Genomic DNA, 15,275 nt, shown 5'->3' on the forward strand with positions numbered 1-15,275 from the left:
CAGTTATCCGAGGTTGGGTTGGGGGGCCGGTGGCTCCGAGTAGGTCAGCGTACCGGTGTCGTTCAAGGGCACCCAGAATGAAAACCGGCAGCCCACAACGTCATCTCCATTGTAGATGTTCTCAGCGGTCATCCGCCCCAGGTGGGACTCGACGATGGATCGGCATAGGGATAGTCCTATGCCCATGCCATCAGCCTTGGTGGAATAGAACGCTTCATACAGGCGGGCCATGACTTCGGGCGCCAGTCCCTTGCCGGTGTCCTGCACCGAAAATTCCACAACAGGTTTATCGTCTATGCGCTTTGGCAATACGCGCAGCTCCACGATACGGTCCGAGGTTTGACGCAGCGCAGAGTCTATGGATTCAGCCGCATTGCGCAGCAGGTTGACCAGCACTTGCTCAATCAGGATCGGGTCCACCATGACCTGCGGAATGCGGGCCGCGACGTAGTGGTTCAGACGCACGTTGAAGCGCCGCAACTCTATTTCAGCCAACTCCACCGCTTCGGCCACCATGGTGGACACCTCAGACAGCGTGCGGTTGGGCTCACTGCGTTTTACGAAACTGCGGATGCGCTGAATGATCTGACCCGCGCGCTGTGCCTGCTTTGCAGTCTTTTCCAGCGCGACCAGCAAGTCCGGCTCGGTGATCTGCTTGTCTTTGATGCGCGACACCATGCCGTTGCAGTAGTTGTTGATCGCGGTGAGAGGTTGGTTCAACTCATGCGCCACGCTGGAGGCCATTTCGCCCATGGTGATCAAGCGGCTGGCGGTTTGGGCTCGCTCGGCTTGGGTGGCGGCCTGCTCTTCGGCAAGGCGACGGGTGGTGATGTCGGTGGCAATCACCATCTGGGCCAAGCGGCCGTCCACCCAGCTCAGGTAACGGGTGCGCACTTCGAGCCACTTGCCTAACGCCTCAATAAAAATCTCTGCACTTTCAGGATCGCTGTCAGGCAAGGTAGTGGTCGGCAGGCCGGCGAAGGAGTCGACGCTGTCATCCGAGTCGTCGTTGGTCGGGCTGTTGGGCATGCCCGCCTCCGCCACCAGCTGCAAGTGGCCGCCGGCTTGTACGCCGAACCACTGCCGGTAGAGTTTGTTGGCAAACAGCAGTTCGTCGCTGCCCAAAGGGGCCACGGAGATGGACGCGTCCAGTGCCTCCAGCACGGTGGTGAATCGCTGGTGCGAAGCAGTGAGCTGTTCCCGAACCCGGTTGGGCTCGGTGATGTCGGTCATGGAGGTCACCCAGCCGGTTTGGGTGCCCATGGCGTCAATCAGCGGAGAGACATACAAGCGGGCGTCGAACAGGCTGCCGTCTTTTCGCTTCACGCGCACCTGTATCCCGCCGGGGGTAGCGTTGCCGGTCAGCTCCTCCTCCAGCCTTGCAGCCACGTGTTCACGTTCGCTGTCAGGCCAATAGGGGAAGGGGGCTGTTCGCCCCACCAGGTCGGACTCGGTCCAGCCCGTCATCTGGCAGAAGGCCGCATTCACGTAGGTGATGCGTCCCTGCAAGTCCATGGCTCGCATGCCGGTGAGCATGGAATTCTCCATGGCACGGCGGAAATTGGTTTCCGACATGAGCGCTTGCTGAGCCTGCAAACGCCTGCGGGTGTGGCGCCAGTTGGCAATCAGCATCCAGGCTGTCAAGACGCTCAAGGCACTCACCAGCCAGAACAAGCCGCTGCCAATCACGCCCAAAGACGCACGGTAAGCCTGAGCGCGAATGACCAGGCCCGAGCCGACCGGCGAGACGGGCATGGAGTACTCATTGCCCGGGCTGGCCCAAGGCAGGAAGCGGCTGACCAGCTTGCGGCCCGGAATGCTGGTACCGGCCAGCAGCCGCCCGGCGGAGTCCTGCAGCGAAATCGCATAACGGGCAGACACCTCAGACGGTACGCCATAGCGGTACAGCCCGTCGATGGAATACTCAGTGATCAGAACACCCGAGAAACGCCCCTTGTTGTTAAGGGGAATGAACATTTGCAGCAGCGGCGCTTCATCTTTGGCCAAAGGAGGTTGGATGTACAGGAGCTGGTTGAGCTGGCGGGTAAGGGAGTAACCGGTATCGCGGTCATCCTTGAGCAGCACATCACCCGGAATGTGGTACGGCCCGATCGCATTGGCTCCCATGCCCTGGCTGGCGCGGGTGCGCTTTTTCTCATCTACCCACGCCATGGCCTGGACTTCGGGGTACTGATCCAGCAAGTTAGCTGCGCGTAACTTGAAGTCGTTGGTATCAATTTCACGGTTGGCGAGTTCGCGGGCGATGCGGGTGATCTGTTCCTGCCGCTCGAGCAGGCGCAGGCGCAGGCGTTGCTGGGTGTACTCGACGTCGCGCTGCACGGCTTCCTGCTCGCGGTCCATTTCTTCCAGCCGCAGGTAACCCAAGGCGGCCACGATGGCCGCAAAAAACAATAACACCGCGGCCAGTGGGGCCAACATGGCTACCCGGTCCTGGCGGTGCGGGGTCAGCCGGTGCCACCAGCGTTTGGCGCCATCCACCGTTGGAATTGCCAGCGGCTTGGGCAATGAGATCACTTTGTAAAAAGGCATTGCCCGAGTGTAGAGGAGGGTCTGGTGGCGCACTGTTTCCAAGTGCTGCAAAGCAGCATAAATATTTCAATATGTGAAATGAATAAGCATGATTTGAAATTTCAAAACAAATATGAGAAACTAGGCGTACCGCACTAAATTACGCCAAAGTAAATAGGAGACTTCGATGGCAGCAGTTCCCCAGAATCCCTTGGGCACGTCCGACATGGACAGCCAGGAAACCCGCGAATGGATGGACGCGCTCAGCGCTGTGATCGAGGCCGAAGGCCCCGAGCGCGCGCACTTTCTGCTGGAGCAACTGCTCGAGCACGCACGCCAGAAGAGCATCGACATGCCTTTCTCAGCCACCACCGGCTACGTGAACACGATTGAGCCCCAAGACGAAGAACGCTCCCCCGGCAATCTGGAAATTGAAGAGCGCCTGCGCGCCTACATGCGCTGGAATGCCATGGCCATGGTTGTGAAGGCCAACCGCCACAACCCCGCAGATGGTGGGGACTTGGGTGGTCACATCGGTTCTTTCGCATCGCTAGCCAGCCTGTTCGGCGCCGGCTTCAACCACTTCTGGCACGCAGAAAGCGAAAACCACGGTGGCGACTGCCTCTACATCCAGGGTCACGTGTCCCCCGGTGTGTATGCCCGCGCCTACCTGGAAGGCCGCCTGACCGAAGAGCAATTGCTCAACTTCCGCCAGGAAGTGGATGGCAAGGGTCTGTCGAGCTACCCGCACCCCAAGTTGATGCCCGAGTTCTGGCAGTTCCCCACTGTGTCCATGGGCTTGGGCCCATTGATGGCGATTTACCAGGCCCGTTTCCTGAAATACCTGCACGCCCGTGGCATTGCCAACACAGAAAACCGCAAGGTCTGGGTGTTCTGCGGCGACGGCGAAATGGACGAAGTGGAATCCCTGGGCGCCATCGGCTTGGCTGCCCGTGAAGGCTTGGACAACCTGGTCTTCGTGATCAACTGCAACTTGCAGCGCTTGGACGGCCCAGTGCGCGGCAACGGCAAGATCGTGCAAGAACTCGAAGGCGAGTTCCGCGGTGCCGGCTGGAACGTGATCAAGCTTCTGTGGGGCTCCGGCTGGGACCCCTTGCTGGCACGCGACAAAGATGGCGCGCTCAAGAAGATCATGATGGAAACGCTGGACGGCGACTACCAGGCCATGAAGGCCAATGATGGTGCCTACGTCCGCAAGCATTTCTTCGGCAAAGACCCCCGCACCCTGGAAATGGTGTCCAAGATGTCGGACGAAGAAATCTTCGATCTGCGTCGTGGCGGCCACGACTCCAAGAAGGTGTACGCCGCCTTCCACAAGGCTGTGAACCACAAGGGCGAACCGACTGTCTTGTTGATCAAGACCGTCAAGGGCTTCGGCATGGGCAAGGCTGGTGAAGGCAAGAACACCGTTCACCAGACCAAGAAGCTGACCGACGAAGACATCAAGGCCTTCCGCGACCGTTTCAACATCCCCGTGCCTGACAGCGAGTTGCCCAAGGTGCCGTTCTACAAGCCTGCAGACGACACCCCGGAAATGAAATACCTGCACGAGCGCCGCAAGGCCTTGGGCGGCTACTTGCCGCACCGTCGTACCAAGGCGGACGAGAGCTTCACCGTGCCGTCCTTAGAAACCTTCAAGGCTGTGATCGAACCCACTGCCGAAGGCCGTGAGATTTCCACCACCCAAGCCTATGTGCGTTTCCTGACCCAGTTGCTGCGCGACCAGGCTTTGGGCCCCCGCGTGGTGCCGATTCTGGTGGATGAGGCCCGTACCTTCGGTATGGAAGGCTTGTTCCGCCAAGTGGGTATCTACAACCCCGCGGGCCAGCAGTACACCCCGGTCGATAAAGACCAGGTCATGTACTACAAGGAAGACAAGGCCGGTCAGATCCTGCAGGAAGGCATCAACGAAGCCGGCGGCATGAGCAGCTGGATTGCCGCTGCCACCAGCTACTCCACCAGCAACCGCATCATGGTGCCGTTCTACGTGTACTACTCGATGTTCGGCTTCCAGCGTATCGGCGACCTCGCCTGGGCGGCTGGCGACATGCAAGCGCGTGGCTTCTTGTTGGGCGGCACCTCAGGCCGTACCACCCTGAACGGTGAAGGCTTGCAGCACGAAGACGGCCACAGCCACATCATGGCCGGCACCATCCCGAACTGCATCTCTTACGACCCGACCTTCGCCCACGAAGTCGGCGTGATCCTGCACCACGGTTTGAAGCGCATGGTCGAGAAGCAAGATAACGTCTTCTACTACCTGACCCTGTTGAATGAAAACTACCCCATGCCCGGCCTGCAGCCCGGCACGGAAGAGCAAATCATCAAGGGCATGTACCAGTGCAAGGCGGGCCCTGCTCTCACCAAGAAGGCACCTCGCGTGCAACTTTTGGGCTCCGGCACCATCCTGCGCGAAAGCATTGCGGCGCAAGAATTGCTGGAACAAGACTGGGGCATTGGCGCTGACGTGTGGAGCTGCCCGAGCTTTAACGAACTGACCCGCGACGGCCAGGACGCTGACCGCTGGAACCTGCTGCACCCGCTGGAAACGCCACGCGTGCCTTTCGTGGCAGAGCAGCTGAACAAGTCCACCGGCCCCGTGATCGCGTCGACCGACTACATGAAAGCGTACGCCGAGCAAATCCGTCCGTTCGTGCCCAAGGGCCGTACGTACAAGGTGCTGGGCACCGACGGTTTCGGTCGCTCCGACTTCCGCAGCAAGCTGCGTGAGCACTTTGAGGTGAACCGCCACTACATCGTGGTTGCCGCCCTGAAGGCGCTGAGCGAAGACGGAACCGTGCCTGTGGCCAAGGTGGCAGAAGCCATCACCAAGTACGGCATCAATACCGACAAGGTCAACCCCCTGTACGCCTAAGAACTCCGGAGACAACAACATGGCATTGGTAGAAGTAAAAGTCCCGGATATCGGTGACTTCGACGAAGTCGCGGTCATCGAACTGCTGGTCAAAGTGGGCGACACCGTGAAGGTGGAGCAAAGTCTGATTACCGTGGAGAGCGACAAGGCTTCCATGGAGATTCCTTCCAGCACCGCCGGTGTGGTGAAGGAAATCAAGGTCGCCCTGGGCGACAAGGTCAAGGAAGGCTCTGTGGTCGTGATGGTGGAAGCTGCTGGTGCTGCTGCAGCTCCGGTTGCAGAGCCAAAAGCGGCGCCAGCGCCCGCAGCATCTGCGCCAGCAGCTCCTGTTTCTGTAGCAGCTCCGGTGGCAGCGCCTGCAGCCTCCGGCCCGGTAGAGGTGCGCGTGCCCGACATTGGCGACTTCAAGGACGTGGCTGTTATCGAACTGCTGGTCAAGGTCGGCGACACCGTGAAGGTGGAACAGAGCCTGATCACCGTGGAGTCTGACAAGGCCTCCATGGAGATTCCTTCCAGCACCGCCGGTGTGGTCAAGGAAATCAAGGTCAAGCTGGGTGACACCGTGAACATCGGTGACTTGGTCGTTGTGCTCGAAGGAGTGGCTGGCGCAGCACCTGCGCCGGCGGCAGTTCCCGCAGCTGCGCTAGCTGCCTCAGCAGCAACCGCTCCAGTAGCTGCTGCCGTTGCAGCACCTGCAGCTTTGGCCGTGCCTGCGCATTTGCCCGGTGGCACCACCCTCGGTTTGCCCCATGCATCCCCTTCCGTGCGCAAGTTCGCCCGGGAACTGGGCGTGCCTTTGAACGAAGTCAAGGGTTCCGGTCTCAAGGGCCGCATCACCGAGGCGGACGTGCAGGGTTTCACCCGCTCCGTCATGAGCGGCGCAGTGCAGACCTTGGCGATTGCTGCGCAAGCCAAGGCGTCCGGCAGCAACGACGGCGCCGGCCTGGGCCTGATCCCATGGCCCAAGGTGGACTTTGCCAAGTTCGGCCCGATCGAGCGCAAGGAAATGTCCCGCATCAAGAAGATCAGCGGTGCCAACCTGTTGCGCAACGCGGTCATGATTCCTGCCGTCACCAACCACGACGACGCCGACATCACCGACCTCGAAGCTTTCCGCGTCTCGACCAACAAAGAGAACGAGAAGTCCGGCATCAAGGTCACCATGCTTGCTTTCCTGATCAAGGCCTGCGTGGCTGCGCTCAAGAAGTTCCCCGAATTCAACAGCTCGCTAGACGGCGATGCGCTGATCTACAAGCAGTACTACCACATCGGTTTTGCGGCCGATACGCCTAACGGCCTGGTGGTGCCCGTGATCAAGGACGCCGACAAGAAAGGCATCTTCCAGATCAGCCAGGAAATGGGTGAGCTGGCCAAGAAGGCTCGTGACGGCAAGCTCGGCCCTGCCGATATGAGTGGCGCGACCTTCACCATCTCTTCATTGGGTGGTATCGGTGGCCGTTACTTCACGCCCATCATCAACGCGCCTGAAGTCGCCATCCTTGGCGTCTGCAAGAGCCAGATGGAACCTGTGTGGGACGGCAAGGCCTTCCAGCCACGCCTGATGTTGCCCTTGTCGCTGACCTGGGACCACCGCGTGATCGACGGCGCAGCTGCGGCGCGCTTCAACGTGTACCTGGGCCAGATCCTGGGTGACTTCCGCCGCGTGCTGCTCTAAGACAGGAACCTGAATATGGCAATCGTAGAAATCAAGGTTCCGGACATCGGAGACTTCGACGAAGTCGCGGTCATCGAGCTGCTGGTCAAAGTGGGCGACACCATCAAGCCTGAGCAAAGCCTGATCACCGTGGAGTCCGACAAGGCCTCCATGGAAATTCCGTCCAGCGCCGGTGGTGTGGTTACCGAACTCAAAGTCAAGCTGGGCGACAAGGTCAAAGAGGGCTCTGTGGTCGTGTTGCTCGAAGCTGCAGGCGCAGCTCCCGATGCAAAACCAGCTGCAGCGCCCGCCACATCTGCGCCAGCAGCTCCTGTTTCTGTAGCGGCTCCTGCTGCGCCGGCTCCCGCGGCCAGCAGCTTCGGCGGCAGTGCAGATCTGGAGTGCGACGTGGTCGTCATCGGTGGCGGCCCCGGCGGTTACTCCGCGGCCTTCCGCGCTGCGGATTTGGGCCTCAAGGTCATTGTGGTTGAGCGTTACGCCACCCTGGGCGGCGTGTGCCTGAACGTGGGTTGCATCCCCTCCAAGGCCTTGCTGCACGTGGCAGCCGTCATGGACGAAGTCAGCCACATGGCGGACCTGGGTGTGGACTTCGGCGCGCCCGTGGTCAACATTGACAAGCTGCGCGGCCACAAAGAAAAGGTCATCGGCAAGTTGACCGGTGGCTTGGCTGCCATGGCCAAGATGCGCAAGGTCACCACCGTGCGAGGCTACGGCAACTTCGTGGGTGCCAACCACCTCGAAGTGGAAGAAACCAGCGGCACAGCCCAAGAGAAGACCGGCTCAAAGAAGGTCATCGCCTTCAAAAACGCCATCATCGCGGCCGGTAGCCAAGCTGTGCGCCTGCCCTTTATGCCCAACGACCCGCGCGTGGTGGACTCCACCGGCGCCTTGGCGCTCAAGGAAGTGCCCAAGCGCATGTTGATTTTGGGTGGCGGCATCATCGGCCTGGAGATGGGCACCGTCTACAGCACGCTGGGCGCCCGCCTGGACGTGGTGGAAATGATGGACGGCCTGATGCAAGGTGCCGACCGCGATCTGGTCAAGATCTGGCAAAAGATGAATGCCAAGCGCTTCGACAACATCATGCTCAAGACCAAGACCGTGTCTGCACGCGCCTTGCCTGAAGGCATCGAAGTGACGTTTGCGCCGGCAGAGGAGGGTGGCACGGCCCCCGCGCCGCAGGTGTATGACTTGGTGCTGCAAGCCGTGGGCCGCACGCCCAACGGCAAGAAGATCAGCGCCGAGAAAGCCGGTGTGGCGGTGACCGACCGTGGCTTCATCAACGTCGACATCCAAATGCGCACCAACGTGCCGCACATCTTCGCCATCGGTGACATCGTGGGCCAGCCCATGCTGGCGCACAAGGCGGTGCATGAAGCCCACGTGGCAGCTGAAGTGATTGCCGGTGAACTGCAAGGCAACAAAGAATTGGCCGCTGCTGCATTCAACGCCCGCGTCATTCCTAGCGTGGCCTACACCGACCCCGAAGTGGCGTGGGTCGGCCTCACCGAAGACCAGGCCAAGGCCCAAGGCATCAAGGTCAAGAAGGGCTTGTTCCCCTGGACCGCCTCCGGCCGCGCGATTGCTAATGGCCGCGACGAAGGCGTCACCAAACTGCTGTTTGATGACTCTCCGGAAGCGCACGGCCACGGCAAGATCTTGGGCGGCGGCATGGTCGGCACTCACGCGGGCGACATGATCGGTGAAATCGCACTGGCTATTGAAATGGGCGCAGACGCCGTGGATATCGGCAAGACCATCCACCCGCACCCCACGCTAGGCGAAAGCATCGGCATGGCGGCGGAGATTGCGCACGGCAGCTGCACGGATGTGCCGCCAGCGAAGAAGTAAATAAAAAAGGGTAGTCAGCAAAAAAAGCCCGAACCGGCAACGGCTCGGGCTTTTTTCTGTCCATGTCGCCTGAAGAACCCCGGACGGATCCTGGTTTGTCCGGGGCTTCATTGATAGCCGCCAGATCTTTGTCTTACCGGCGGCTGTCCTCGGCGAAGATGTCCTTGTCTTTGTTCTCTGGAACAAACAGCAGGCCAATCACCACGGTCATGCCGGCCACCACCACGGGGTACCACAAGCCGTAATAGGGGTCACCGGTTTGCGCGATCATGGCAAACGCGGTTGCTGGCATCAATCCACCAAACCAGCCATTGCCGATGTGGTACGGCAATGACATGCCCGTATACCGGATGCGGGTGGGGAACAGCTCTACCAAGGCAGCAGCAATCGGGCCGTACACCATGGTGACCAACAGCACGAGGTAGGTAAGGATCAGCACCAGCGGGAACACCTGGGCATTGAAGATGTCAAAGAAGCCTTCCATCTTGAGAATGCCGGGTGCTGGCTTGCCGGGCACAGGGTAGCCCGCGGCGGCCAATGCTTCGTTCACCGACTTTGCAAAGGCAGCAGGCGTGGCCTTGACGTCATCGCCAGTGAGCTTGGCGATTTCATAGCCCACCACTTCAGCAGTACCGATTTGCACCTTGGCGGGAATCGCTCCAGCGGTGTACTGCACCGAGTAGTTCACGGAACTGCGGGCCAGCAGCGCTTTGGTCACATCGCAAGAGCTGGTGAACTTGGCAGTGCCGGTGGGGTTGAACTGGAACGAGCAGTCGTTGGGGTCAGCGATGATGGTGACCTTGGTGTTCTGCTGCGCAGCATGCAATGCCGGATTGGCGATTTGCGTGATGGTTTTGAACACCGGGAAGTAGGTCACGATCGCCAGGAAGCAACCCGCCAGAATGATTTTCTTGCGGCCGATTTTGTCGGACAGAGAACCAAAAATTACGAACCCGGCTGTACCCAGAATCAGTGACCAGGCGATCAGCACGTTGGCGGTAAACATGTCAATCCGCAAAATGGTTTGCAGGAAGAACAAGGCATAGAACTGGCCGGTGTACCAGACCACGGCCTGACCTGCGACCAAACCGAACAAGGCGATCAGCGCAAACTTGCCGTTGCTCCACTGACCGAAAGCTTCGGCAATGGGTGCTTTGGAGCTGGTTCCTTCCGCTTTCATTTTCTTGAACGCAGGCGACTCTTCCATCTGCAAGCGGATCCATACCGAGATGCCCAGCAGGAAGATCGACAGCAGGAATGGAATGCGCCAGCCCCACTCGGCGAATTCTTTTTCGCCAACAATGGTGCGCACCGTGAGGATCACCATTAGGGACAGCAGAAGGCCCAAGGTAGCGGTGGTCTGAATCCAGCTGGTGAAGAAGCCACGACGTCCGGGCGGCGCGTGCTCGGCGACATACACCACCGCACCGCCGTACTCGCCACCCAAGGCAAGGCCTTGCAGCATGCGTAGCAGGATCAGGATGACGGGCGCGGCCCAACCGATGGTGTTGTAGCCCGGAAGCAAGCCGACCACAAAGGTCGAGATCCCCATGATCAAAATCGTCATGAGGAAGGTTTGTTTGCGCCCGATCATGTCACCCAATCGGCCGAAGAAAAGCGCGCCGAAGGGGCGCACCAGAAAGCCGGCGGCAAACGCCAACAAGGCAAACACGTTGCGTGTGGCTTCCGGAAAGGATGAGAAAAACTGGGCCCCGATGATCGCTGCAAGCGAGCCATAGAGGTAGAAGTCGTACCACTCAAAAATGGTTCCGGCTGAAGACGCGAGGATGACGCGTTTTTCATCGCGCGTCATGGGTCGCTTGCGGTCTTCAATCGACGCGGCACTGGCAGGGCTGATGCTCATGGGGAGTCTCCGTTTTGTTTAGTTAGGGCGGTTCTCAGCATCCACGGCGATGCCATGGACGGCTGCAGTGTCAAAACCGCGTCTGACGGATTTCTTACTCCCCCACGAAGGTTAAGGCTTGGAAAAAGTGGGGCCTTTTACTGGCGATTTTTGGGTACGCCGCCGCTCGGAAACATCAATCACGAAGGGTTATTCGCTCTTTCTGGCTGCGCGCCAGCTTCGCCAACGGCTCGCCAGTTGCAAGCCCAGACCGCCACCCAAGCCCAACAAAACCATACCCACCAACGCGTTGTTGCCAAACCCTCCCGCAAAGGCATCAAACCCCATCGATTGGCCCAGCCATAAGCCTATTTGGGCGCCTGCTACAAATCCGATGGCATCCGAGATACCGATCAACAACGCAGAGTCTTTCATAGCGATTCAGGTAAGAGTGGAGGGCAGAATTGTGCATTCGGTCTGGAAAAAAACGTAGCGCACGTAAGGTCGGAACCCCACGCCTTGCGAGGGCATCTGCAGGGCTCTGTTGCCGGGTAGTGCCTGTCACCAGCAGGACTCGGCAAGGGTTTGTCTCAAGGTCAGATGTCTAAGGCCAGTGCAACATTTCCCTTATTCGCGTGATCGCGCGTTCCGGGAGTTTTGTTTTGGCCTTTAAGAAAATGGTGCTCGGCACTTTGGTAGTTCTGGGGGTGGCCGGCGTGGGCGCTTGGTTCAGTCTGGACAAGGAAACCCGCGGGTTGTTGGCGACGGTGCCGACCAACCGCGATCTGCTGTTCTGGACTCAAGCCCAGAGAGATGCTGCCTTTCGCGCGCTGGACCGGCTGCCTTTTCTCGCCAAATCACGGGTGGTGCAAGCTGGCGGCACACCTTCTGCATTGCCCGCGGGTGCGCCGCTGAAACTCACAAGCGATGTCGACGCATATATGACCGCCCAGCGCAGTGCTGCGCTCTTGATCTTGCATGACGGCAAATTGCGCCTGGAGCGTTACGGCCTGGCTTTTGACGCAACAGGGCGTTGGACCAGCTTTTCGGTGGCCAAGTCGTTTACTTCCACTTTGGTCGGCGCCGCAGTGAAGGACGGCTTCATCAAGAGTCTGGACGACAAAGTCAGCCTCTACATTCCGGACCTCAAAGGCTCGGCCTACGATGCGGTGAGCGTGCGCCATTTGCTCACCATGACCTCCGGCGTAAAGTGGAACGAAGATTATTCTGACCCCCAGTCGGATGTTGCAAAGTTCAACAACCACAAGCCGGAAGAAGGCGTGGATGCGTTGGTGAGCTACATGCGCAAGCTCCCACGTGATGTGCCAGCGGGAACCCGTTGGCTCTATAGCACTGGCGAGACCAATCTGGTCGGCACCCTTGTGCAGCAAGCTACTGGCAAGCCCTTGGCCACCTATCTGGCCGAAAAAGTGTGGGGGCCGGCAGGTATGGAGCAGCAAGGCACCTGGATATTGAGCAAAACCGGTCAGGAAATCGGGGGCTGCTGCATCCAGGCGTCGCCACGTGATTACGCCCGCATGGGCCAATTCATTTTGAGTGGCGCCATGGCAGGTGGCAAAAGTATCGTGCCCGATGGCTGGTGGGCGGATGCTACCACCAAGCGCACAGACATCCGCCAACCAGGCCGTGGGTATGGCTACCAATGGTGGACGTATGACGACGGCAGTTTTTCTGCTCGCGGCATTTTCGGGCAAGGCATCTTCATCGACCCCAAGCGTAAGTTGGTCATCGTGTCCAACGCCAACTGGGCAGGGGGTGCGCGTGACCTAGAGGCATCCAACGCGCGTGAGGCCTTCTACCGGGAGGTACAAAAGGCCGTCGACGATGAGGGTGCAGCGCCCGCTAAATAATTTTTGCAGGGTGCACCGCTCACGATTTCCCCAACAAGCCCAGGAGTGACGACATGGCTACTATCGATCCCAGCCGCGAGAGTTTCAGCCAGCTCTTTGTGAAGACTGCGCCGGACAAACCAGTCACCATGCTGAACCTGCTGCGCTTTAAAGAGCGGGCCGAGTACACCCCTGAGCGCAAGGAGACGCCATGCACCGGGCGTGAGGCTTATGCACGCTATACGGCGAATGCCCTGAAAGCGGTGCAAGCTGCAGGCGGCATGGTGCTATGGCAGGGCCGCGCTTGCCATGCCCTGGTGGCTCCTGCCGACGAGGTCTGGGATGATGTCCTGCTGGTGCAATACCCGAATGCCGCCGCATTCATGGACATGGTGCGTTCACCCGGGTACCAAGCTTTTGTTCACCACCGGTCCGCCGGGCTGGCAGATGCCCGACTGATTGCTATGCAGCAGTAGTTGTTTTGCCGTTCTGGGGCGCCGACAAAGCGACTCGTAAGTTGCCGCACGGTGTGCCATACTGCAAAAAAAGCAACCGTTGGAGCATGCAGTGCAAGGGCACAAAGCTGTGGTTTGGACAGGATCGGCCTTCGCCGCCGCTGGACTGGCTTGCTTCTTTGTTTTTTCTTGGCATGACGGCGCTTCCAAGCCACTGGCCATCGAGGTGGCACTCCTTGTTGGTTTGCTGTGCGGGGTGCTTACTTTTCTCGTGTTGCGCTTGCGGGATGTGAATGAGTCGTCCCGGAAGTTGGGCCTCATTGCCGCAATGAATGTCCAAGTCAACCGGGACATCCTGCTCAATGAAGATCTGGGGCTGATTTACGCCAACATTCTTGGCTACCTGTTCCGGATTTTCAATGAAGCAACAACCGGTTCGATACTCAAGTTGGGCGACGATGGGCACCTGGCCTTTGTTGCATCCAAAGGCTTCTCAGACGAGTTTGTTGGCAAGTTCAGGCTCCGGTTGGAAGACAGCTTTTTGTACCAAGTAACGCACGGTAACTTCAAGGAAGCGCGCTTGATCACAGCCTCGGATTTTGAGGACGTGGCCACCGTCATCAAGCCCGACGATTGGAGGTACCAATCGGTCATCAGTGCGCCGATTTTTGTCGGTGATCGCTTGTTCGGTTTGTTGAATCTGGACTCGTCGATTGCGAGTACCTACGACCAAAAAGACCTTGAAATTGTGGAGCGCTTTCGCGCACAGATTGAGGTGGTGCTATTGGCCAGAGAGCGCTATTCCGCCAACATCAAGCGCTATCAGGTGGATGCACTGAGTGGCCTAGCGACCCGCCATTATTTTGAAGATCAGTTGGCTGTGGCCTTGGAGCGTGCTGCGCGATACCAGGAGCATGTGGTGATCGGTCTTTTTGATGTGGATGGTCTGAAGCAAGTCAACGATACGCAGGGTCATTTGGCAGGCGATCAATTGATCGCCCACATTGCGCAAGTGTTGCGCAAGTCAGCCCGCAATTCCGACATCGTGGGTCGCCTGGGCGGGGATGAGTTCGTCGCTTGTTATCCAATGGCCAAGGCTCCAGCGATAGAGCACACCATCCAGGAGATCCGTAAGCAGCTGCGTCTGAACCCGATCCTGACTGGCAGTGGAGCCCTGTTGGTGCCCGAATTCAGCTTTGGTCTCGCCAGTTTTCCGGAGGACGGAAGCACTGTCGAAGCACTATTGGGTATTGCAGACCAAAGAATGTATGCCATGAAGCAGGCTGCACGTTAAGCAAACCGTGCGGCATCGAACCGACGTGAGGGTAGCCGCGGCCCAGACTGCCTACATTCCGTCACATTCCCAATGGGGGTTCCATGCCGAATGCCTTGGCTACGACTCCTGTGGCAGCAAAGCCTGCTGCGACTGTCCCCGCTGCTCCTGCCGAAAGCGCACCTGCCGATGAACGCGCAGCTGTTTTTACTGCCAAAGGACTTGCCAAAACCTATGACATGGGGAGGTTCAGGTTCACGCCTTGATGGACGTAGACCTGACCATCTACAAAGGTGAGTTCATCGTATTGTTGGGCGCCTCGGGCAGTGGCAAATCCACCTTGCTCAACATCCTTGGCGGGCTGGACCGCCCCAGCAGCGGGACCGCGCAGTTTGCCGACCATGACCTGACCCATGCCAGCGACGACGAACTCACCCTGTACCGCCGGGACCATGTGGGCTTTGTCTTCCAGTTTTACAACCTGATCCCCAGCCTGACCGTGCGTGAAAACGTGGAACTGGTCACTGACATTGCCAAAGACCCGATGCCGGCCCTGGAGGCGCTGACACGGGTGGGGCTGGCAGAGCGGGTGGATCACTTCCCCTCGCAGCTCTCGGGCGGGGAGCAGCAGCGCGTGGCCATTGCGCGTGCCATTGTCAAAAAACCGGAGGTGCTGTTGTGCGATGAGCCTACCGGTGCGCTGGACTATCAGACGGGCAAGCTGGTGCTCGAAGTGATTGCGCGCATTAACCGCGAAATGGGCACCACCGCCATCGTGATCACCCACAACGCAGCGATTGCCGGGATGGCAGACCGCGTGCTGTACCTGAGCGGCGGGCGTATAGAGAAGATCGTGCAGAACGAGCACAAGGTCGCGCCCTCCGAGCTTGCATGGTGAGTGCC

At 59.2% G+C, this 15,275-nt stretch carries 9 protein-coding genes and 1 pseudogene; 7 read left to right on the forward strand and 3 right to left on the reverse strand.

Annotated features, from left to right (window positions below):
• Positions 1–3: 3 nt before the first annotated feature.
• Positions 4–2,550: a PAS domain-containing sensor histidine kinase gene (locus ACOAP0_RS18330; protein WP_232459890.1), complete on the reverse strand. Its 2,547-nt coding sequence runs from the start codon at positions 2,548–2,550 to the stop codon at positions 4–6.
• A 166-nt stretch (positions 2,551–2,716) separates the two neighbouring features.
• On the opposite strand from ACOAP0_RS18330, the gene aceE reads away from it, so the two are divergent.
• The 3 genes from aceE to lpdA are packed head-to-tail and all read left to right on the forward strand — an operon-like array spanning position 2,717 to position 8,951.
• The gene (gene aceE, locus ACOAP0_RS18335; protein ID WP_498377594.1) at positions 2,717–5,425 is read left to right on the forward strand and encodes a pyruvate dehydrogenase (acetyl-transferring), homodimeric type; all 2,709 of its coding nucleotides are present in this window, start codon (positions 2,717–2,719) and stop codon (positions 5,423–5,425) included.
• Between the two features lie 19 nt (positions 5,426–5,444).
• Positions 5,445–7,100: a dihydrolipoyllysine-residue acetyltransferase gene (aceF, locus tag ACOAP0_RS18340; RefSeq protein ID WP_498377595.1), complete on the forward strand. Its 1,656-nt coding sequence runs from the start codon at positions 5,445–5,447 to the stop codon at positions 7,098–7,100.
• 15 nt (positions 7,101–7,115) lie between these two features.
• Entirely contained in the window at positions 7,116–8,951 is a 1,836-nt protein-coding gene (gene lpdA, locus ACOAP0_RS18345; protein WP_498377596.1) for a dihydrolipoyl dehydrogenase, read from the forward strand.
• Between the two features lie 133 nt (positions 8,952–9,084).
• Here lpdA and ACOAP0_RS18350 read toward each other — a convergent pair whose 3' ends face one another.
• Both ACOAP0_RS18350 and ACOAP0_RS18355 read right to left on the reverse strand, forming a co-directional pair.
• On the reverse strand, positions 9,085–10,815 hold the full coding sequence (locus ACOAP0_RS18350) for an MFS transporter (RefSeq protein ID WP_198301875.1): 1,731 nt from the start codon (positions 10,813–10,815) through the stop codon (positions 9,085–9,087).
• A 189-nt stretch (positions 10,816–11,004) separates the two neighbouring features.
• Positions 11,005–11,229: a hypothetical protein gene (locus ACOAP0_RS18355; RefSeq protein ID WP_481875466.1), complete on the reverse strand. Its 225-nt coding sequence runs from the start codon at positions 11,227–11,229 to the stop codon at positions 11,005–11,007.
• Between the two features lie 227 nt (positions 11,230–11,456).
• Between ACOAP0_RS18355 and ACOAP0_RS18360 the strand changes: the two genes are divergently transcribed.
• The 4 genes and pseudogenes from ACOAP0_RS18360 (at position 11,457) to ACOAP0_RS18375 (ending at position 15,270) form a co-directional block, all read left to right on the forward strand.
• Complete coding sequence (locus tag ACOAP0_RS18360; RefSeq protein ID WP_498391498.1) at positions 11,457–12,665, forward strand: serine hydrolase domain-containing protein; 1,209 nt, start codon at positions 11,457–11,459, stop codon at positions 12,663–12,665.
• 53 nt (positions 12,666–12,718) lie between these two features.
• Positions 12,719–13,120, forward strand: a complete 402-nt coding sequence (locus tag ACOAP0_RS18365) for a DUF1330 domain-containing protein (RefSeq protein ID WP_498377599.1) — start codon at positions 12,719–12,721, stop codon at positions 13,118–13,120.
• A gap of 91 nt (positions 13,121–13,211) precedes the next feature.
• Entirely contained in the window at positions 13,212–14,393 is a 1,182-nt protein-coding gene (locus ACOAP0_RS18370) for a GGDEF domain-containing protein (protein ID WP_498377600.1), read from the forward strand.
• An 83-nt stretch (positions 14,394–14,476) separates the two neighbouring features.
• Positions 14,477–15,270: pseudogene (locus ACOAP0_RS18375) on the forward strand (ABC transporter ATP-binding protein).
• Positions 15,271–15,275: the final 5 nt, after the last annotated feature.

Source organism: Curvibacter sp. Hmag1.1 (assembly GCF_059769165.1).